Annotated in this window: 18 protein-coding genes; 9 read left to right on the top strand and 9 right to left on the bottom strand. The window is 69.1% G+C overall.

Annotated elements, in window-relative coordinates; genetic code table 11:
* Positions 1–18: 18 nt before the first annotated feature.
* From mnmG to hemE, 7 genes are all read right to left on the bottom strand, one after another.
* On the bottom strand, positions 19–1875 hold the full coding sequence (gene mnmG / locus ASC65_RS00560; protein ID WP_082525805.1) for a tRNA uridine-5-carboxymethylaminomethyl(34) synthesis enzyme MnmG: 1857 nt from the start codon (positions 1873–1875) through the stop codon (positions 19–21).
* 91 nt (positions 1876–1966) lie between these two features.
* Entirely contained in the window at positions 1967–3274 is a 1308-nt protein-coding gene (gene mnmE / locus ASC65_RS00555; protein ID WP_056448038.1) for a tRNA uridine-5-carboxymethylaminomethyl(34) synthesis GTPase MnmE, read from the bottom strand.
* 154 nt (positions 3275–3428) lie between these two features.
* Positions 3429–3656: a DUF6489 family protein gene (locus tag ASC65_RS00550; protein ID WP_056448035.1), complete on the bottom strand. Its 228-nt coding sequence runs from the start codon at positions 3654–3656 to the stop codon at positions 3429–3431.
* A gap of 48 nt (positions 3657–3704) precedes the next feature.
* Positions 3705–5117: a transcription termination factor Rho gene (gene rho, locus ASC65_RS00545; protein WP_056448032.1), complete on the bottom strand. Its 1413-nt coding sequence runs from the start codon at positions 5115–5117 to the stop codon at positions 3705–3707.
* 266 nt (positions 5118–5383) lie between these two features.
* Positions 5384–5842 carry a CopD family protein gene (locus tag ASC65_RS00540; protein WP_056448028.1) on the bottom strand — a complete coding sequence of 153 codons (459 nt, stop codon included), beginning with the start codon at positions 5840–5842 and terminating at the stop codon, positions 5384–5386.
* Positions 5842–6876 (bottom strand): ferrochelatase, encoded by a 1035-nt coding sequence (gene hemH / locus ASC65_RS00535; protein WP_056448025.1) that lies wholly within the window; start codon positions 6874–6876, stop codon positions 5842–5844. Before hemH ends, ASC65_RS00540 begins: the two co-directional genes overlap by 1 nt.
* Positions 6873–7916, bottom strand: a complete 1044-nt coding sequence (hemE, locus tag ASC65_RS00530; RefSeq protein WP_056448022.1) for a uroporphyrinogen decarboxylase — start codon at positions 7914–7916, stop codon at positions 6873–6875. Before hemE ends, hemH begins: the two co-directional genes overlap by 4 nt.
* A gap of 532 nt (positions 7917–8448) precedes the next feature.
* On the opposite strand from hemE, the gene ASC65_RS00525 reads away from it, so the two are divergent.
* From ASC65_RS00525 to dnaQ, 5 genes are read left to right on the top strand one after another with little or no spacing between them, the layout of a single operon-like run.
* Positions 8449–9318 (top strand): pyruvate, water dikinase regulatory protein, encoded by an 870-nt coding sequence (locus ASC65_RS00525; RefSeq protein WP_056448018.1) that lies wholly within the window; start codon positions 8449–8451, stop codon positions 9316–9318.
* Positions 9315–9917, top strand: coding sequence for a Maf family protein (locus tag ASC65_RS00520; RefSeq protein ID WP_268750047.1), 603 nt, complete (start codon positions 9315–9317; stop codon positions 9915–9917). Before ASC65_RS00525 ends, ASC65_RS00520 begins: the two co-directional genes overlap by 4 nt.
* The gene (locus ASC65_RS00515; RefSeq protein ID WP_056448015.1) at positions 9914–10711 is read left to right on the top strand and encodes a shikimate dehydrogenase family protein; all 798 of its coding nucleotides are present in this window, start codon (positions 9914–9916) and stop codon (positions 10709–10711) included. Before ASC65_RS00520 ends, ASC65_RS00515 begins: the two co-directional genes overlap by 4 nt.
* Positions 10708–11349 (top strand): dephospho-CoA kinase, encoded by a 642-nt coding sequence (coaE, locus tag ASC65_RS00510; protein WP_056448012.1) that lies wholly within the window; start codon positions 10708–10710, stop codon positions 11347–11349. Before ASC65_RS00515 ends, coaE begins: the two co-directional genes overlap by 4 nt.
* A 6-nt stretch (positions 11350–11355) precedes the next feature.
* Complete coding sequence (gene dnaQ, locus ASC65_RS00505) at positions 11356–12072, top strand: DNA polymerase III subunit epsilon (RefSeq protein ID WP_056448009.1); 717 nt, start codon at positions 11356–11358, stop codon at positions 12070–12072.
* Between the two features lie 27 nt (positions 12073–12099).
* Here dnaQ and secB read toward each other — a convergent pair whose 3' ends face one another.
* The gene (gene secB / locus ASC65_RS00500; RefSeq protein WP_056448006.1) at positions 12100–12612 is read right to left on the bottom strand and encodes a protein-export chaperone SecB; all 513 of its coding nucleotides are present in this window, start codon (positions 12610–12612) and stop codon (positions 12100–12102) included.
* A 187-nt stretch (positions 12613–12799) separates the two neighbouring features.
* On the opposite strand from secB, the gene timA reads away from it, so the two are divergent.
* Positions 12800–13432, top strand: coding sequence for a TIM44-related membrane protein TimA (timA, locus tag ASC65_RS00495; RefSeq protein WP_056448003.1), 633 nt, complete (start codon positions 12800–12802; stop codon positions 13430–13432).
* The gene (locus tag ASC65_RS00490; protein WP_056448000.1) at positions 13429–14541 is read left to right on the top strand and encodes an MltA domain-containing protein; all 1113 of its coding nucleotides are present in this window, start codon (positions 13429–13431) and stop codon (positions 14539–14541) included. The genes timA and ASC65_RS00490 overlap by 4 nt, the downstream gene beginning before the upstream one ends.
* Here ASC65_RS00490 and ASC65_RS00485 read toward each other — a convergent pair.
* Positions 14538–16100 (bottom strand): helicase HerA-like domain-containing protein, encoded by a 1563-nt coding sequence (locus ASC65_RS00485; RefSeq protein WP_056447997.1) that lies wholly within the window; start codon positions 16098–16100, stop codon positions 14538–14540. The genes ASC65_RS00490 and ASC65_RS00485 overlap by 4 nt on opposite strands.
* A gap of 97 nt (positions 16101–16197) precedes the next feature.
* Here ASC65_RS00485 and ASC65_RS00480 point away from each other — a divergent pair, with 97 nt between their 5' ends.
* Together ASC65_RS00480 and ASC65_RS00475 are read left to right on the top strand one after the other, a co-directional pair.
* A complete protein-coding gene (locus ASC65_RS00480; protein ID WP_056449109.1) occupies positions 16198–17325 on the top strand; it encodes an AI-2E family transporter in 1128 nt (375 codons plus the stop codon).
* Between the two features lie 336 nt (positions 17326–17661).
* Entirely contained in the window at positions 17662–18507 is an 846-nt protein-coding gene (locus tag ASC65_RS00475) for an outer membrane protein (RefSeq protein WP_056447994.1), read from the top strand.
* The last annotated feature ends 83 nt before the right edge of the window (positions 18508–18590 follow it).

The following is an 18590-nucleotide window of genomic DNA, read 5'->3' as shown; positions in this document are numbered from 1 at the left end:
CCTGGAATTCAGCGGCGTTCACGCGGGGACCTTCGCCCGTTTCACGTGTGACAGCAGGGCTGTCAGGGCGCCGGGGGTCATGCCCTCGATGCGGCCGGCCTGGCCGAGGGTCCGCGGCTGCACCAGGCTGAGCTTCTCACGCACCTCGTTCGACAGGCTGCCGATGGCGCCGTAGTCGAGGTCATGCGGAATGGCCAGTTGCTCCTCGCGGCGCAGGGCTTCGGCGTCCGAAGCCTGACGGTCCAGATAGGAGGCATAGCCCGCGTCGATCTCGACCTGCTCACGCACCTGCGCAGACCAGTCGGCGATCTGCGGATGGGCCGTCTCGAAGGTCGACAGGTCGACGCCAGGGAAGGCCAGCAGGTCACGGATCGAACGGCGCTGACCGTCGGCGTTGACCGAGATGCCGAGCGTTCCGGCCTCCTTGGGCGTGAACTTGGTCTCGCGAACCAGGGCCGAAGCGTCGGCGAGGGCGGCGGCCTTGGCTTCGAACACGGCCTGCCGCTTGGAGCCCACCAAGCCGGCGGCGAGGCCGATGGGAGTCAACCGTTGATCGGCATTGTCGGCCCGCAGCGTCAGCCGGTATTCGGCTCGGCTCGTGAACATGCGGTATGGCTCGGTCACACCGCGCGTCACGAGATCGTCGATCATGACGCCGATATAGGCCTGGTCGCGGCCCAGTACGATCGGCTCGGAGCCCGCCGCCGCCCGCGCGGCGTTCAGGCCGGCGATCAACCCTTGAGCGCCCGCCTCCTCATAACCGGTGGTGCCGTTGATCTGGCCCGCCAGATACAGGCCGGGCCGCTTCTTGACCTCCAGCGCCGGGGTCAGCTCGCGCGGATCGACATAGTCGTATTCGATCGCGTAGCCGAAGCGGAACACCTCCACGGCCTCCAGCCCCGGAATGGTTCGCAGGAAGGCGGACTGGGTGGCGTCGGACACCGAGGTCGAGATGCCGTTCGGATAGACGGTCGGATCGTCCAGCCCCTCGGGCTCGAGGAAGATCTGGTGCGAGGTCTTGTCAGCGAAACGGACGACCTTGTCCTCGATCGAGGGGCAGTAGCGCGGCCCGCGGCCGGACAGATGGCCGCCGTAGACAGCGCTCTCGCCGAGGTTCTCGGCGATGATGCGGTGGGTCTCTTCGGTCGTGTGGGTGACGCCGCAGGCGATCTGGGGCACGTCGATCCGGTCGGTCAGGAAGCTGAACGGCACGGGTTGGTCGTCAGCGGCCTGCATCTCCAGCCGGTCCCAAGCGATGGTGCGGCCGTCGAGGCGGGCCGGAGTCCCGGTCTTGAGACGGCCCATGGCCAAGCCCGCGCCGTAGAGATCGGCGGCTAGGCCGGTGGAGGGCGCCTCGCCGTGACGGCCGGCGGGGATGCGCTGGTCGCCCTTATGGATCACACCATTGAGGAAGGTGCCGGTCGTCAGCACCACGGCCCCGGCGGCAAGCTCGACGCCCTCCCCCGTCACGACGCCGGCGGCGCGGCCGTCCTTGACGATCAGGCGCTCGGCCGTGCCGGCCATCAGGGTCAGGTTCGGGGTGGCGGCCAGCTCGGCCTGCATCGCCTCGCGATAGAGGCGACGGTCGATCTGGCTGCGTGGGCCCTGCACGGCTGCGCCCTTGGAGCGGTTGAGCAGACGGAACTGAATGCCCGACACGTCGCCGAGCCGGCCCATGACGCCGTCCAGGGCGTCGATCTCTCGCACCAGATGGCCCTTGCCCAGGCCGCCGATGGCCGGGTTGCACGACATCTCGCCGACGGTCTCTAGCTTCTGGGTCAGCAGCAGGGTCCGGGCGCCCGCGCGCGCCGAAGCGGCCGCGGCCTCACAGCCGGCGTGACCGCCGCCGATGACGATGACATCAAAGGAATGCATGGCCGGGATGTAGTCGAGAATTGTGTTTTTCGCCAGTCGAGGTCGATGTTTCACGTGAAACCTTGGCCATACCGAGGGTGGCCGAACGGTGTCACTTGCCGATGCAGAACGTCGAGAAGACTTCGCCGAGAATATCCTCGACCCCGATCGCGCCCGTGACCCGCGATAGCGCCTCGGCCGCGCGGCGCAGGTCGTCGCCGGCCATTTCCGGCGCCAGGTCCAACGCACGGCGGCCGGCCACGACGGCGGCGAGCGCCTCCTCGAGCCGCAGCCGGTGTCGCTCGCGCGTGACGGCGGGGAAGTCGGCGCCCGACAGGTCCCGCGCCAGGCGAGCGGCGATCCAGTCATGCAGGGCGGCGAGCCCCTCCCCGGTCTCGGTGCTGACCGCGATGGCGTCGCGGTCCAGCGGCGGCGCGGCGCGGTCGATGTCCGCCTTGGTCAGGACCAGCAGGTCGCCGGAACGCGCATAGTCGGCGGCGACCCCGTCCGGGTCGCCCGGCGCACGGACCCAGAGCCGCAGCTCGGCTTGCTCCGCCCGGGCCCGGGCGCGGCGGACGCCCTCGGCCTCGACCACGTCGGCGCTATCACGCAGACCGGCGGTGTCGGACAGGGTCACAGCATAGCCGCCGATGACCAGGTCGGCGTCGAGGACGTCGCGGGTGGTGCCGGCGATGGGCGTGACGATGGCCGCCTCGCGGGCGACCAGGGCGTTGAACAGCGACGACTTGCCGGCGTTGGTCTCGCCGATCAGGACGATGCGATAGCCCTCGCGCACCCGCTCGCCGCGCCCGGCGTCGGCCAGGGCCGCGTTCAGGTCGGCGATCAGGCCGTCGAGCACCGGGCCGGCGGTGCAGGCCAGATTGTCGGGGACCTCTTCGTCCGGGAAGTCGATCTCGGCCTCGACCAGGGCCAAGGCCTTGAGCAGGTCGCGTCGGAAGCCGGTGTAGGTCTCGGACAGGCGGCCGCCGAGCTGGCCGAGCGCCTGCGACGCCTGGGCCGCCGTTTCGGCGTCGATCAGGTCGGCGACGGCTTCGGCCTGGGCCAGGTCCATCCGGCCGTTCTCGAAGGCGCGGCGGGTGAACTCGCCGGGATCGGCGGGCCGAAGACCAAGTGCAACGAGCGCCCGGCTCGCCGCCTCGACGACGGCCCGGCCGCCGTGCAGGTGCAGTTCGGCGCAGTCCTCGCCGGTGTAGGAGTTCGGTCCCGGGAAGCGCAGCACCAGCGCCTCATCGATACGGCCGCCGGCGTGGCTGAGGGTGCGCAGCGAGGCGAGCCGCGGTTTGAGGCTTGGGGCGCCGAGGGCGTCCAGGGCTTCGTCCGTGCGCGGACCGGACAACCTGAGGATGGCGATGGCCCCGCGGCCCGGGGGCGTGGCGAGGGCGAAGACGGTGTCGCTCATGACGGTCGGTCTCCTCCCTGTTCGCGACGCGAATGGGGAGGTGGCGCGCCGCATCTTGCGGCGTGACGGAGGGGCACGCGACGGCGCTCGGGGCCAGTCGCCCCTCCACCGCTTCGCGGTCCCCCTCCCCATTGAATGGGGAGGAGACGCTGCGTCACGGCTTGACCGCCGCCTCCATCAGCTTGCGGAAATGATCCTGGGCCTGGACGCCGAAGCTGGTCCAGGTCTTCATCAGTTCGTCCGGCTGCATGGCGGCCATGTTCTCGTCCATGCGCCGCTGCATCTCGGCGACAAGATGATCGTTCAGCGGCGCGACGTCCGGGAGGCCCAGAAAAGCGCGGGCCTCGGCCGGGGTGCAGTCGATCTCGACATTGATCTTCATCCGCCTGCCTCCGTTTCACGTGAAACACGAGCGTCCGTGCGCGGACGATCAGGTGTTCATCGACTGGAAGAAGTCGCCATTGTTCTTGGACTGGCGCAGCTTGTCGATGAGGAACTCGATCGCGTCCTGCGGACCCATCGGGTTGAGGATGCGGCGCAGGACATAGGTCTTGGCCAGCTGGTCCTTCGGCGTGATGAGGTCTTCCTTGCGGGTCCCGGACTTGAGCACGTCGATCGCCGGGAAGATGCGCTTGTCGGCGACCTTGCGATCCAGGACGATTTCCGAGTTACCGGTGCCCTTGAACTCTTCGAAGATCACCTCGTCCATGCGCGACCCGGTGTCGATCAGGGCTGTGGCGATGATGGTCAGCGAACCGCCCTGCTCCACGTTGCGCGCGGCGCCGAAGAAGCGCTTCGGACGCTGCAGGGCGTTGGCGTCGACGCCGCCGGTCAGCACCTTGCCCGACGACGGGACGGTGGCGTTGTATGCGCGGCCCAGGCGGGTGATGGAGTCGAGCAGGATCACCACGTCCTTCTTGTGCTCGACCAGACGCTTGGCCTTTTCGATCACCATCTCGGCGACGGCGACGTGGCGGGTGGCCGGCTCGTCGAAGGTCGAGGCGATGACCTCGCCCTTCACCGTGCGCTGCATGTCCGTCACCTCTTCGGGACGCTCGTCGATCAGCAGGACGATGAGGAAGACCTCGGGGTGGTTCTTCTCGATCGACTTGGCGATGTTCTGCAGCATCACCGTCTTGCCGACGCGCGGCGGGGCGACGATCAGGCAGCGCTGGCCCTTGCCGAGCGGGGCGACGATGTCGATGACCCGGCCCGACCGATCCTTCAGGGTCGGGTCCTGGATTTCCATGTGCAGCCGCTCTTCCGGATAGAGCGGCGTCAGGTTGTCGAACAGGACCTTGGTCTTGACCGTTTCCGGGTCCTCAAAGTTGATCGTGTCGACCTTGAGCAGGGCGAAGTAGCGCTCGCCTTCGCGCGGGCCGCGGACGGCGCCGTGGATGGTGTCGCCCGAGCGCAGGCCGAAGCGGCGGATCTGCGACGGAGAAACGTAAACATCGTCCGGACCCGGAAGATAATTGACGTCCGGGCTGCGCAGGAAGCCGAAGCCATCCGGCAGGATCTCCAGCACGCCCGAGGCGATGATCTCCACCTCTTCATCGGCCAGGGTCTTGAGGATGGCGAACAGCAGGTCCTGCTTGCGCAGGTTGCCGGCGTTCTCGATCTCCAGGCTCTCGGCGAAGGCGACCAGCTCTTCCGGCGTCTTGTCGTTCAGCTCCTGCAGGGTGATGCGGCCGTTGGGGACGATCGGTTCGCCGTCGTCCTCTTCGTCGTCAGCCTCCTGGTCGACCATCGGCAGGTCGGCGGCGGAAACCTCGTTCGAGGCGGCCTCGTCGAGGGTTTCGGCTTCAGGAGCGGTCGGATCGGTGTCGCGGACGTCGGTCATGGGAATTCTACTTCTGGCGTGCACGCCCGAACGCCCGCGCGAAAGCCGGGGTCGGTCAGGCTGGCGATGTTGGCCTTGCGGCCGGCAGGAAGGGCGATGGGGATCCCGCGGGGTCGATCCGGCAGGCATCGCTGTAAGAGAGGGACCGTCCGGAAGGCCAAAGCCCTGAGCCAGGATCGGTTCGAGACCAGCGAAACCACGGCGCGCCGCCGAGGTCAAGCGGAGGGGTTGGCGCTCAAGCAGCGAGCGCCCGCATTAGCGCCCCTCTAGAAAGACCACTCCGTCGTCACAGACAGCACGATGACGATGGCGATCAGGAAGGGGACCTCGTTGGTCATGCGCCAGAACCGGCTGGTTTTCGTCGAGGTCCCGGCCTGGATGCGCTTGAACTCGCCGGAGAGGAAGCCGTGCCAGCCGCTGAGGGCGGCTACGCCGACCAGCTTGGTCACCATCCACGGCTGGGCCAGGAAGCCCCAGCCCTGGTTCCAGACGTGCATGCCGATCAGCCACCCGCCGAACACCCAGGCGGCGGTCATGGCCGGGTTCAGGATGATCTTCAGCAGGCGTCGCTGCCAGGTCCGCAGCAGCTCGCGCATCTCGGAGCGCAGCGGCTCCGGCTTGGCGGCCTGTTCGGCGTCATAGGCGTAGAGCCGCGGCAGGAAGAGCAGTCCGGCCATCCAGGCGATGACCGCCAGGATGTGCAGGCCGCGCACGATCTCGAACATCAGGCGGCGCTCCGCTCGCAGGTCCTGGGACAGGCCTTCCAGTCGCCCCGGCAACCAGGACCGTAGGGCGCCACGCCTTCGCGCGACAAGGCCTCGACGGTCGCCTCGGCCAGGCTGTCGATGAAGGCCGGAGTCAGGCCCACCGCCGGGGTGCGCAGATAGGGCGACACGCCAAGCTTGTGGGCCAGCTCGCCGTACTCGATGTCCAGCTCGACCAGGGTCTCGATATGTTCGGAGACGAAGGCGACCGGCGTGACCACCACGCCGACGCCGTCCCGGCCGGCCTGTTCGATGGCCTCGGGCGTCGACGGGCCCAGCCATTTCAGCGGACCGACCCGGCTCTGGTAGCAGATCGCCCAATCACCCAGCCCGGCGCGTTCAGCGATGGCCGCGCAGGTCGCCTCGACCTGCTCCTGGTACGGATCGCCCTTCCTTCGGATCAGGTTTTCCGGAATGCCGTGTGCCGAGAACAGCACCCGCGTCGGGTGGTCTCCGGCCTCGGCCATCTTGGCCCGGACCAGCTGGGCCTGGGCCTCGATCCAGCCATCTCCTCGCGGATAGCAGCACACCGTCCGACTGGCCCCGGGGCCCTTGTAGACGTCGTTCCAGGCCTTCAGCGACGACTGGGTCGTGGTGGTCGAGAACTGCGGATAGAGCGGGAGCAGGACGATCTCGTCGGGCGCCCAGGCGGCCACCTCGGCCGCCGTCTGTTCGCTCAGCGGGGCCCAGTACCGCATGGCGATGAAGATGCGCACCTCGTCGCCCGGCAGGCGCGGGGCCAGGGCCTGCTCCAGGGCCGCGGCCTGGCGGCGAGTCTCGGGCAGCAGGGGCGAACCGCCGCCCATCAGGGCGTAGTTGGCCTGGGCTGAGACCTCGCGCTTGGCGGCGATCCGCTTGGCCAGCAGGGTCCGGAACGGGTCCGGCAGGCCGATAATGGCCGGGTCGCGGAACAGGTTGAACAGGAAGGGCTTCACCGAAGCCTGGTCGTCGGGACCGCCGAGGTTGAACAGGACGACGGCGACTTTCCGGCTCATTGGGCGCCGATCCGCTTCAGCACCTGCTCGACATGGGCCATCGGCACGTCCGGCAGGATTCCATGGCCGAGGTTGAAGATCCACGGCCCGTGGCCCCAGGCCTCGAGCAGTTGATCGACGCGGCGATCCAGCATCGGCCCGCCGGCGCGAAGCAGCAGCGGGTCGAGCGCGCCCTGGATCGGCTTGATCTTCTGCACCCGCTGACCGACGGCGAGCGGACAGGCGGTGTCCAGCGCCACGGCCTGGACGTCGCACTCGGCGGCATAGCGTTCGGCCAGGGCCGCCGAACCGCGCGGGAAGCCGATCAGGGGCACAGTCACGCCCAGCTCACGCACCCGCTTCACCAGCTTGACGTGCGGCTGGAGCACCAGGCTCTCGAACAGATCGTCGGGCAGGCCCTCGGCCCAGCTTTCGAAGATCTTCAGCACCTGGGCGCCGGCGTCGGCCTGCATCTTCAGATAATGCGCCGTGGCCTCGACCAGGACATCCAGCACCGCCGCCACCTTTTCGGGCTCGGCGTAGGCATAGGTCCGGGCCTGGGCGCGTTCGCCCTTGCCGATGGTCCGCGCCTCGCCGTCCAACATATAGGTGGCGACCGTCCACGGGGCGCCCGCGAAGCCGATCAGGGCCCGCTCGGGCTCCAGCTCGCGTCGTACGATCGACAGGGTTTGGCCGACCTGGTTCAGCGCCTCTCCCGCCCCGGCGGCCAGGTCTCGCATGGACTCCACCGACGGCAGGGCCCCGAGCCGCGGCCCCTCCCCCGCCTCGAACCAGACCTCCTGGCCCAGGGCCCGAGGGATCAGCAGGATATCCGCAAAGACAATGGCCGCGTCGAAGCCGTAGCGGCGCATCGGCTGCAGGGTCGCCTCGGCGGCCTTCTCGGGGTTCAGGCAGAAGGAGATGAAATCCGGCGTCGTCGCCCGCAAAGCCCGGTACTCGGGGAGATACCGCCCCGCCTGGCGCATGAACCACACCGGCGGGCGGGCCGTCGTCTCGCCGGCGAGAACCTTGAGCAGGAGGGGGGTGTCGGAAACGGTCATCTGATCTCGGGCTTACCGGTGAGCCTGATCACGCTCAAGCCCATCCCGATGTCGCACATCCAATCCTTCAATGAAAAAAATTCAAAGGAATTGGAGGAAGGAAGTGGGGCCGGGGAAGACGGGGATAAATGGGGCCGTCCAGGCGGTTTCACCGGGCTTCTCCCGGCGCTGTTCTCCACCGATCCACGTCTGTCCTGGAGGTTGGGGGAATCGTGGACAGTTCCGTTCGAGCCGTTGAGCCGCCGAGCTTTAAGCGGCGCCGGGCCCGGGGATGGGCTGTTGGCGTTAACGAGTTGTTAAGTCTGTCCACATGCGGCGTGGGAAGCGTCGCCGCCCCCATGGGATGAATCCAGCGCTGCGCAGCGCAGCGTCCACCTTGATCCACGCTCGCCGCCCAGCCTCGGCCCGGCTATAGGGATTTCCACCCCGGTGTCCTCGAACGGCGCCCGGCCTCGTCCACAGGAGACTGTGCGTCATGGACAGCTTCCGTTGAGCCCATCCCCATGAGTCTTCTTCCCGCGAGCGTCTTTTCATGAGCCCGGCCCGTCCGGCCGGCGCGTCCCGCCTGGCGACCTATTTCCACGTCCACCTGGTGTCGGACTCGACCGGCGAGACCCTCAACGCCATGGCCAAGGCCGTGGTCGCCCGCTTCGATGGGGTCATTCCGATCGAGCACATCTACGCCCTGGTCCGTTCGGAGCGTCAGATGGAGCGGGTGCTCGATGAGATCAGCGCAGCGCCCGGCGTCGTTCTTCACACCCTGGTGGACCGCGAGCTGCGCGAGCAGCTGGAGGAGGGCTGCCGCAAGCTCGACATGCCCCAGATCGCGGCGCTCGATCCGCTGGAAGGCGTGCTGTCGCGCTATCTCGGCGCCGCCCTGGCGCCCCGCGTCGGCGCCCAGCACGCCCTCGACACCGACTATTTCAATCGCATCGCAGCGCTCGATTTCGCCATGGCTCACGACGACGGCCAGGGCACGACCGAGCAGCTGGAAGGTGCAGACGTCGTGCTGTGCGGGGTCAGTCGGACATCCAAGACTCCGACCTGCATCTATCTGGCCCACCGCGGCATCCGCGCCGCCAATGTTCCGCTGGTGCCGGGCCAGGAGGATGGCGAACGGCTGACGCAGCTGAAAAACCCGCTGGTCATCGGCCTGACCGTCTCGCCGGATCGGCTGGTGCAGATCCGCCGCAACCGGCTGGACGGGCTGAACGCCGTGCGCGCCTCGGCCTACACCGACCATGACGCCGTGCGCGACGAGACGATCAAGGCCAGACGCGCCTTCGAGCGTCGTGGCTGGCCGGTCATCGACGTGACCCGGCGCTCGGTCGAGGAAACGGCGGCGGCCATTATCAATGTGCTCAACGAGCGCCGCACCCATCGCGTGGGAGCCAGCTGGTGACCCCGGTGAACGAACGCCTGATCCTGGCCTCCAAGAGCGCCGCCCGCCGGGCCATGCTCGAGGATGCGGGCGTGGCCTTTTCGGTCCAGGTCGCCGACGTCGATGAAGACGCCCTGAAGAATCGCCACGATCCAGCCGACGCCGCCGGCCTGGCGGTCGAACTGGCCCGGGCCAAGGCCTTGGCGGTGTCGCGTCATGACGACGACGCCTGGGTGCTGGGCGCCGACCAGACCCTGGCCTTCGATGGCGGCCTGGTCTCCAAGGCGCGCTCGCAGGTGGAAGCCCGCGACCGACTGGCGGCGATGCGCGGCCGCGTCCACCACCTGCATTCCGGCGCCGCCCTGGCGCACAATGGCCAGATCGTTTGGTCCGGCGTCGACACCGCGGCGATGCGGGTGCGCGAATTCTCCGACGCCTTCCTCGACGCCTATCTGGCCGCTGAGGGCGATGCGCTGCTGCATTGCGTCGGGTCCTACCGACTCGAGGGGATGGGCTCGCAACTCTTCGAGGCCGTCGACGGCGACTATTTCACCGTCCTGGGCCTGCCCCTGTGGCCGGTGCTGGTCGAGCTGCGCCGCGCCGGGGTGCTGCTGTCATGACGGTCGTCGCCGGCGTTGTCGGCCAGCCGATCGCCCATTCGCTCAGCCCCCTGCTCCACCGCGCCTGGATCGCGGCCGCCCAGCTGGACGCCGACTATCGGCCGTTCGGCCCGGCTGACGCGGCCGGCTTCGACGCCCTGGTCGCCGAGGGCCGCGCCGACGCTCTTCGTGGTCTCAACGTCACCGCCCCATTCAAGGAGCGAGCCTTGGTCCTCGCCGACGACGTCAGCGACACCGCGCGCCGCTGCGGCTCGGCCAATCTGCTGGTCTTCGAAGAGGGCCGCGTCCGCGCTGACAGTACGGACGGCCGCGGTCTGCTGGAGGCGCTCGCCGAACAGGCGCCGGGGCTGGCGCTGGCGGGCCGGTCGGTTGCCCTGCTCGGGGCCGGGGGCGCCGCGCGCGCCGCAGCCGTGGCCCTGAAGGACGCTGGGGCGCGCGTGTTCATCATCAACCGCACGCGTGAGCGGGCTCAGGCCCTGGCGGCCGATATCGGCGTCGAGGTCGGCGACGAGACGGCGCTGACCGAGGCCGCCCTGGTGGTCAATGCCCTCAGCGTGCGGCCCGAGGTCGACCTCGCCGTCCTGCCCGCCGACGCCGTCCTGATGGACATGACCTACCGACCGTTGGTCACGCCCTTCCTCGCCGCGGGCCGGGCGCGGGGTCTCCAGACCGTCGACGGCCTGGCCATGCTGATCGGTCAGGCCCGGCCGTCATTCCGCGCCTTCTTCGGCCTGGAGCCGCCGGCCATTGACGTGCGCCGGTTGGCGCTCGAGGCCCTGGGGGAAACCGAATGATCGTTCTCGGCCTCACCGGTTCGATCGGAATGGGCAAGTCAACCACGGCGGCCTTGTTCGCCGACGAAGGCGCCCTGGTGTGGAACGCCGATGAGGCCGTGCACCGGCTCTATGCGCCCGGCGGCGCGGCTGTCGGGCCGGTCGAGGAGGCCTTCCCCGGCGTGGTCATCGAGGGGGGCGTCGACCGGGCCCGTTTGGCGGCTGCGCTGGGCGACGACCCGGCCGCCTTCCGCCGTCTGGAGCAGATCGTTCATCCGCTGGTGGCGGGCGGGCGCGCTGAGGATCTGGCCGCCGCCGCGGCGCGAGGGGTCCGGCTGGCCGTGCTGGACATCCCCCTGCTCTATGAGACCGGCGCCGAGGCGACCGTCGACGCGGTGGTGGTGGTGACGGCCCCGCCCGCCGTTCAGGCCGAGCGGGTGCTGGCCCGACCCGGCATGACCCGCGAGCGGCTGGACATCATCCTGGCGCGCCAGATGCCGGACGCCGAGAAGCGCCGCCGGGCCGATTTTGTGGTCGACACGGGCCAGGGCCTCGACGTCGCCCGCGACCGGGTGCGGGAAATCGTGGGGATGGTTCTCGCCGAAGGGTGGACGCCGCGTGGCCGGACTCTTTCGGAGGACGGCGAACATCGCCAATAAGGGGCGATGGCGCGCGAAATCGTACTCGACACCGAAACCACCGGCTTTGATCCCAAGACGGGCGACCGGCTGATCGAGGTCGGCTGTATCGAGATCGACGACCTGCTGCCGACCGGCCGGACCTTCCACCGCTTCGTCAATCCGGAGCGGCTGATCCCGCCCGACGCGACCCGGGTCCACGGCATCACCGACGACAAGGTCAAGGACGCGCCGAAATTCGCTGCGATCGTGCACGATCTGGTCGAGTTCATCGGCGACGCGCCGATCATCGCCCACAACGCCCAGTTCGACCGCAACTTCATCGACTACGAGTTCGGCCTGTGCCGTCACGGCCTGTACGAAGAGGCGCGCTGGATCGATACGCTGAAGCTGGCCCAGACCCGCTTCCCGGGCATGCCGAACTCGCTCGACGCCCTTTGCAAGCGCTTCAAGGTGTCGCTGACAGACCGGACCTTCCACGGCGCCCTGATCGACGCCCGTCTCCTGGCGGAGGTCTATCTGGAGCTGCGCGGCGGCAAGGAGCGGCGGCTGGACCTTTCTACGGCCAGGACCGTGGCGTCGACCGCCGTCATGGCGACGGCCGGCGGCCACGGGGCGCGGCCGCGCCCGTTGGCGCCGCGCTCGACCGAGGCCGAGCGCGAGACGCATCTGGCCTTCCTGCGCGGGACCCTGAAGGATCACTCGCTGTGGCAGGCCTATGGGCTGGAGGTCGGCGCGGCCTGAATTGCCAGGACCGCGCCGGTTTCAGGATTAGGCGCGGGCGGTGTCGGTCGAGGTGCGCGAGATCTGCTGCTGGCGCGAGATATAGATCGCCGCGAAGTCGATCGGGTCCAGCATGAAGGGCGGGTAGAAGCCGCCATCCGAGGTCGCGCGCGAAATGATCTCGCGGGCGAACGGGAACAGGTAACGCGGGCATTCGATCAGCAGCAGCGGCTCGATGTCCTGCTCGGCCACGCCCGACAGGGCGAAAAGACCGCCATACAGCAGCTCGACGTTGAACACGGTCAGCGAGTCGGAGGTGGCCTTGACGGTCAGGCGCAGCTCGACCTCGAACAGGCCGTCCTTGCGGCCCTGGGCGTTCATCTCGACGCCCAGGTCGATGGCCGGCTTGCCCTCGATACGCAGCGAGTCCGGCGCCTTCGGGTTCTCGAACGACAGGTCGCGGACGTACTGGGCCAGGATGCGGAAGCCCGGACCGGCCGGAGCGCCGTTCTCGGTCGGCGCGGCGGCGTTGGCGTCAGCGGGAGGAGCGGCGTCGGTCATCGGTGGGTCTGCTGATAAGGTGAACGGCGCCATCTGACGCGCCGGGAAGGCGCGGCGACTAGCACGAGGCGGCAGGTGCGGCAACGCGGCGTCCCCTCTACGGGGCGCGCGGCGGGTTGCGCGGCCCTATATAGGTCCGTAATCGTCGTTGCCCGCGTCCCGGGGTTTCCAGGACGCCAGTCAGGATATGCCCGTGCCGGCTCAGGTTCAGATCGTCATCTTCGCCGTCATCGCCGCCATCGTGCTGTTCCAGCTCTACAATGTGCTTGGCAAGAAGGTGGGGCGGCAGCCCGAGGAGGATGCTCGCGCCCAGCCGCAGGCTCCCGCGCAGGCTGATCCGGCCGCGCCCCGTCCGGCCGCGCTGGACGCTGTGACCCTGTCCTCGATCGCCGGGCTCAAGGCCCGCGACCCGAATTTCGATCCGGTCCGCTTCCTCGAGGGGGCCCGCCAGGCGCACGAGACCATCGTTCGCGCCTACGCCGCCGGCGATCGCGACACCCTGCGGCCCCTGCTGACCCCGAAGGTTATGGAATCCTTCGAGGCCGGCATCGCCGCCCGCGAGGCCCGCGGCGAGACCGAGGAGGCCGAATTCCTCCACCCCGCCCGCGCCGACCTCGAACTGGCCACGGCCGAGGAGAACCGCGCCACCGCGAAGGTCCGCTTCCTGGCAGAGCTGCGCAACAAGGTCCGCTCCGCCGACCCGTCCGTCGAGGAGCAGATCGAGGATCGCCGCGTGGCCGAGGTGTGGACCTTCGAGCGCACCCTGGGCGCCAGCGATCCGAACTGGGTCTTGGCCCGGACCGAACCGGCGGCCGCATGATCAGGGGCCGCACAGGCCTCCTTCCGCTGATCCTGCTGCTGGCGGCGTGCGCCGGCAGCCCCCGCACCGCGCCATCGCCCGCGCCGGTTCCGACGGCGCCGTCGTCACCGACGCCCGCGCCATCTGGTCCCGTCGCCCCGCCCCCGGCGGAGGCCCAGACTCCGGCCGCCCTCCCCGGCTGGGGCGCTGAGGACCACCTCGCCGCCTTCGAGGCCTATGCCGACGGCTGCCGCGCCGACCGGAGCGCCGCGGGCCGGACGCAGTGCGCCCGCGCCCAGCACATTCGCCAGACCTCCAAGCCGGTGACGCCGTCGATGGCGCGCGGGTTCTTCGAGACCGGCTTCTTTATCGCCCCGGCCGCGACCGGCGACGGCGGGCCGGGCCTGCTGACCGCCTATTTCGCCCCCGAGTACGCGGCGAGCCGCACCCGCACCGCCGAGTTCGACATGCCGGTGCTCGCCGCGCCAGCGGGGTGGAGACGCGGTCAGGTGCTGCCCGATCGCGCCGCCATCGAGGCCGCGCCGCCGACGGATGTCCTGGGCTGGATGCGGGCCGAGGACCTGTTCTTTATGCAGATCCAGGGCTCGGGCTATCTGACCTTCGAGGACGGGTCGCATGCCCGGGCCGGTTACGCCGCCGACAACGGCCGCACCTTCGCCGGCATCGCCCGCCCCATGGCCGAGCGCGGCCTGCTGCCGCGCAACGGCACTTCGGGAGAGGCCATCCGCGCCTGGCTGGCGGCCCACCGCGGCCCCGAGGCGCAGGAGGTCATGGCGCTGAACCCGCGCTACATCTTCTTCAAGCTGGATCCGGACGACGGCGGCGACCCGCCCGGGGCTGCGGGCATCCCCCTGCCCGGCCGCCGCTCGATCGCGGTCGACCCGGCCCATTGGCGCTATGGCGACCTGATCTGGATTCAGGCCGACAACGGCAATCTCGCCGGCGCCCGACGCGGCTACCAGGGTCTGGTCGTGGCGCTGGACACCGGCTCGGCCATCCGTGGCCCGGTCCGGGCCGATCTCTACATTGGCCGCGGCGAGGCCGCCGGCGAGGAAGCCGGCTCCGTGCGCCATCCGCTCCGGATGTGGAAACTGGTTCCGCGACCCTAGCGCCGCTTCAATCCACCCAGCAGGCCGCGCAGCAGTTCGCGGGTGAGCGTCGAGCCCGCCGTGCGCATCATCGACTTGGTCATCGCCTCGACCGGGGTCTCGCGGGTGCGACGAGCGGGGGCTCGCGCCTTGACGGCCTCGCGTTCGTACTGGGCCTGCTGTTTGGCCTGTTCCTTGGCGTGGGCGGCGGCGGCTCTTTCGGCCTCCTTGGCGGCGGCCGCGTCCGCTTTCGCCCGGGCCTCATTCAGCTTGGCGTCGGCGGCGGCCTGGTCGGCCTCGCCACGGCGGGCGGCCAGCACCTCCTCGGCGGACTCGCGGTCGATGGCCGTGTCGTAGAGGCCGCGCACAGGGCTGGCGGCCATCAGCTGGGCGCGCTCGGCGTCGGTGGCCGGGCCCAGCCGGCTGTCCGGCGGCCGGATCCGGGTGCGGCCGACGATGTTCGGGGCGCCCTTTTCGTCGAGAGTCGAGACCAGGGCCTCGCCGACGCCCAGGCCCTGGATGGCCTCGGCCGTGTCGAAGGCCGGATTGGGCCGGAAGCTCTGCGAGGCCGCCTTCAGCCCGCGCTGCTCGGCCGGGGTGTAGGCGCGAAGGGCGTGCTGGATGCGGTTGCCGAGCTGGGCCAGAACGGTGTCGGGAATGTCGGCCGGGTTCTGGGTGACGAAATAGACCCCCACGCCCTTGGAGCGGATCAGGCGCACCACCTGTTCGACCTTCTCGCGCAGGGCGTCCGGCGCGTCGTTGAACAGCAGGTGGGCCTCGTCGAAGAAGAAGACCAGCCGCGGCTTGTCGGGGTCGCCCACCTCGGGCAGCTGCTCGAACAGCTCGGACAGCAGCCACAGCAGGAAGGCGGCGTACAGGCGCGGGCTGTTCATCAGCTTGGTGGCGTCCAGCACATTGACCTGCCCCCGGCCGTCCAGGCCGGTGCGCAGCATGTCCTCCAGCCGCAGGGCCGGTTCGCCGAAGAAGGCCCCGCCGCCCTGTTGTTCCAGCTGAAGCAGGGCGCGCTGGATGGCGGCGATCGAGGCCGGGGCGACATTACCCGCCTCGCGTCCGATCCGTTCCGCGTTTTCGCCGACATAGACCAGCATGGCGCGCAGGTCGTCGAGGTCGAGCAGCAGCAGACCTTCCTTGTCAGCGACGTGGAAGACCACAGACAGCACGCCCTCCTGGACGTCGTTGAGGTTCAGCATCCGCGCCAGAAGCAGCGGCCCGATCTCGCTGACCGTGGTGCGGATCGGGTGCCCCTTTTGACCGTACAGGTCCCAGAACACCGCCGGCGCCGCCTTCGGCTGCAAGGTCACACCCATCTCGGCGGCGCGCGCCAGCAGCTTCTCGTTCGGGGATCCGGGGAGGGCGATGCCGGACAGGTCGCCCTTCACATCGGCGCAGAAAACCGGCACGCCCGCGTCTGAAAAACCCTGAGCCATGATCTGCAGGGTGACCGTCTTGCCCGTCCCGGTGGCGCCGGCGACGACGCCGTGCCGATTGGCTCGGTTGTAGAGCAGCACTTCCGGGTGGTCGGATTGACCCAGAAGCAGGCCGGGAACGGTTTCGGTCATGGGAACTCCCGCGTGTGGCTGACGCTCATCGTCTAACGCACGGCGAGACGGTTCAAGGCCGATTGACGTCGGGGCGGGGGAGCTCGACCATATGCGCATGAAATCGCCCATCGCCCTCCCGACCTCGACCGTGTCGCGCAACGCCTTGGTGGCGGTCGCCATCGTCGCCGTGGGAGCGGCGGTCTACTGGCTCAGCGACATCCTCACACCGCTGGCCATGGCCATCTTCCTGCTGATCATGATCGATGGGGTGAAGCGCTTCATCGAGGATCGCACCCCCATTCCGGATCGCTTCGCCGGCGCGGCGGCGCTGATCTTCATCGTGCTGCTGTTCTTCGCCTCGATCGCCATCATCGTGAACGGCGCGGCGGGCTTCTTCACCGACGCCAGCGGCGTCTGGTCCCGCATCGGGCCGCGCCTTGATCGCATCCTGATAGACGCCAGCGACATGGTCGGGGTCGACACCGCCCCCACCGCCGCCGAGCTGATGGGCCAGCTGGACCTCAACTCCTACATCGCCTCGACCGCCAATCAGGCCCGCGGCACCCTGACGGGCGCCTTCTTCGTCATGGTCTACCTGGCCTTCCTGCTGGCCTCGCAGGCGGGCTTCAAGCGCAAGATCATCGGCATGTTCCCGGACCGCACGGCCCGCAACGAGGCCGTGGAGGTGTTCCAGCGCGTCCGCGGCGGGGTCGAGGGCTATATCTGGGTCCAGGCCGTCACCGGGGCGATGATCTGCGTCTTCGCCTGGATCCTGATGCGGGCGGTCGGGCTGCAGAACGCCGAGTTCTGGACCTTCGTCATCTTCGTGGTCGGTTTCATCCCGGTTCTGGGCGGCGCCGTCGCCGGACTGGTGCCGCCGCTGTTCGCCCTCGTCCAATTCGAGACCTACTGGCAGGCGACCGTGCTGCTGATCGGTCTGCAGGCCATCCTGTTCATCAGCGGCAACTTCATCCAGCCGCGCATGCAGGGCGACAACCAGAACATCGACCCGGTGGTGGTGCTGCTGGCCCTGGCCTTCTGGGGCAAGATCTGGGGCGTGGTCGGCATGTTCCTGTCGACGCCGCTGGCGGTCATGGCCATGGCCATCCTTGCCGAGTTCCGCGGCTCCCGCTGGATGGCCATCCTGCTGTCCGGCGACGGAGAGCCCTATGCGGAGGCGGAAGCGCCGAACGAAAAGGCCAAGCGTGACCGCGTCAACTCGCCGCGCCCAGAGGATGACTGAAGGCTCGCCCTGCCCTTGATTGGCCACAAGCGGCGCCTATCTCACCCCTGTCGCCGCGGACCCCTCCCCCCCCAAACCGTGGCGGCGAAGACCAGCACCACCCCTCCCCTCCTGGGTGCTGGTCCGAACAGGCCGCCGGACGTGAGTTCGGCGGCCTAGTCGTCTCTGGGACCCTTCAAACAAGCGTTGCGCGAATGTCACGCCTGTCAGGCGAGTGCCTCAGGCTGGGCCGTGGAGCCCTTTGCGCCGGAACAGCCCAGCCCGAGCCCGCGTTGACGGCCTGATCGGGGTAAGGGCGGGCAAAATTGCGCATAGTCTCTCTTGAAGGATAGCTCCATGCTGAAGACCCTTTCTGCTGCGTCATTGACGCTTCTGCTGGCGGGTGCGGCCGCGCCGGCGTTCGCACAGTCCGCGTACGATTGGTCGGGTCCCTACGTCGGCGTCTTCGGCGGCTATACCCAGCCCAACGACGACGACAACGAAACGGTTCTGTTTGACCGAAACCTCGACGGCAATTTCGGCGATACGGTCGTCGACGCCGGCGGCGCCGACATCTTCGCCCGCGGCTTCTGCGGCGATCAGCTGTCGGTTCTGAGCGCCAACCCCGCCGGCCCGATCCGCTGCGACCGTGACGGTTCGGGCGTCGAGGGCGGCGCGAAGGTGGGCTGGGACTGGCAGATGGGCAACTGGGTGGTCGGCGCCGTCGGCGAACTGGCCGCCGTGTCCGCCGAGGACAGCGTCACCGCCTTCAGCAACGGTCCGGACGCCTACAGCTTCACCCGCAAGATGGAGCACATGGCCGCCCTGCGTCTCCGCGCCGGCTACGCCTCGGGCCCGGGGATGTTCTACGTCACCGGCGGTCCGGCCTACGGCAAGATCCACAACAGCGCCTTCATCACCAACCAGGTCAACAGCTTCACCGTGCTGGAGGATGAGGACGACGCTGACGGTTGGCAGTTCGGCGGCGGCGTCGAGTGGCGCCTCGAGAAGAACTTCATCCTGAACGCCGAGTACATCTACTCTGACCTCGACACGGGCGATTATGTCGTCCGCGCCGGACCGGGGTCGGCTCCGGCGGACAACCCGTTCCTGCTGGGCAATGCCCTGGGTACGGACATGCGGCGTGAGTCCGACAGCTTCGCGCAGCACCATCTCCGTATCGGCATGAACGTCCGCTTCTGATCGGACGCGAGCGCATGCGCTTCAGGGGCCGGTACCGGTAACGGGACCGGCCCCGACGTTTTGGGGGTTCACGCGCGAGCGCG

The sequence above is a fragment of the Brevundimonas sp. Root1279 genome (assembly GCF_001425945.1).
Lineage (GTDB): Bacteria > Pseudomonadota > Alphaproteobacteria > Caulobacterales > Caulobacteraceae > Brevundimonas.
The sequence above is the reverse complement of the archived record's forward strand: the minus strand, read 5'-3'. Positions and strand labels throughout refer to the sequence as shown.

Excerpts from the sequence above, each read along its gene's own strand:
- mnmG (WP_082525805.1), bottom strand. The coding sequence starts at position 1,875 with ATGCATTCCTTTGATGTCATCGTCATCGGCGGCGGTCACGCCGGCTGT.
- mnmE (WP_056448038.1), bottom strand. The coding sequence starts at position 3,274 with ATGAGCGACACCGTCTTCGCCCTCGCCACGCCCCCGGGCCGCGGGGCC.
- ASC65_RS00550 (WP_056448035.1), bottom strand. The coding sequence starts at position 3,656 with ATGAAGATCAATGTCGAGATCGACTGCACCCCGGCCGAGGCCCGCGCT.
- rho (WP_056448032.1), bottom strand. The coding sequence starts at position 5,117 with ATGACCGACGTCCGCGACACCGATCCGACCGCTCCTGAAGCCGAAACC.
- ASC65_RS00540 (WP_056448028.1), bottom strand. The coding sequence starts at position 5,842 with ATGTTCGAGATCGTGCGCGGCCTGCACATCCTGGCGGTCATCGCCTGG.
- hemH (WP_056448025.1), bottom strand. The coding sequence starts at position 6,876 with ATGAGCCGGAAAGTCGCCGTCGTCCTGTTCAACCTCGGCGGTCCCGAC.
- hemE (WP_056448022.1), bottom strand. The coding sequence starts at position 7,916 with ATGACCGTTTCCGACACCCCCCTCCTGCTCAAGGTTCTCGCCGGCGAG.
- ASC65_RS00525 (WP_056448018.1), top strand. The coding sequence starts at position 8,449 with ATGAGCCCGGCCCGTCCGGCCGGCGCGTCCCGCCTGGCGACCTATTTC.
- ASC65_RS00515 (WP_056448015.1), top strand. The coding sequence starts at position 9,914 with ATGACGGTCGTCGCCGGCGTTGTCGGCCAGCCGATCGCCCATTCGCTC.
- coaE (WP_056448012.1), top strand. The coding sequence starts at position 10,708 with ATGATCGTTCTCGGCCTCACCGGTTCGATCGGAATGGGCAAGTCAACC.
- dnaQ (WP_056448009.1), top strand. The coding sequence starts at position 11,356 with ATGGCGCGCGAAATCGTACTCGACACCGAAACCACCGGCTTTGATCCC.
- secB (WP_056448006.1), bottom strand. The coding sequence starts at position 12,612 with ATGACCGACGCCGCTCCTCCCGCTGACGCCAACGCCGCCGCGCCGACC.
- timA (WP_056448003.1), top strand. The coding sequence starts at position 12,800 with ATGCCCGTGCCGGCTCAGGTTCAGATCGTCATCTTCGCCGTCATCGCC.
- ASC65_RS00490 (WP_056448000.1), top strand. The coding sequence starts at position 13,429 with ATGATCAGGGGCCGCACAGGCCTCCTTCCGCTGATCCTGCTGCTGGCG.
- ASC65_RS00485 (WP_056447997.1), bottom strand. The coding sequence starts at position 16,100 with ATGACCGAAACCGTTCCCGGCCTGCTTCTGGGTCAATCCGACCACCCG.
- ASC65_RS00480 (WP_056449109.1), top strand. The coding sequence starts at position 16,198 with ATGAAATCGCCCATCGCCCTCCCGACCTCGACCGTGTCGCGCAACGCC.
- ASC65_RS00475 (WP_056447994.1), top strand. The coding sequence starts at position 17,662 with ATGCTGAAGACCCTTTCTGCTGCGTCATTGACGCTTCTGCTGGCGGGT.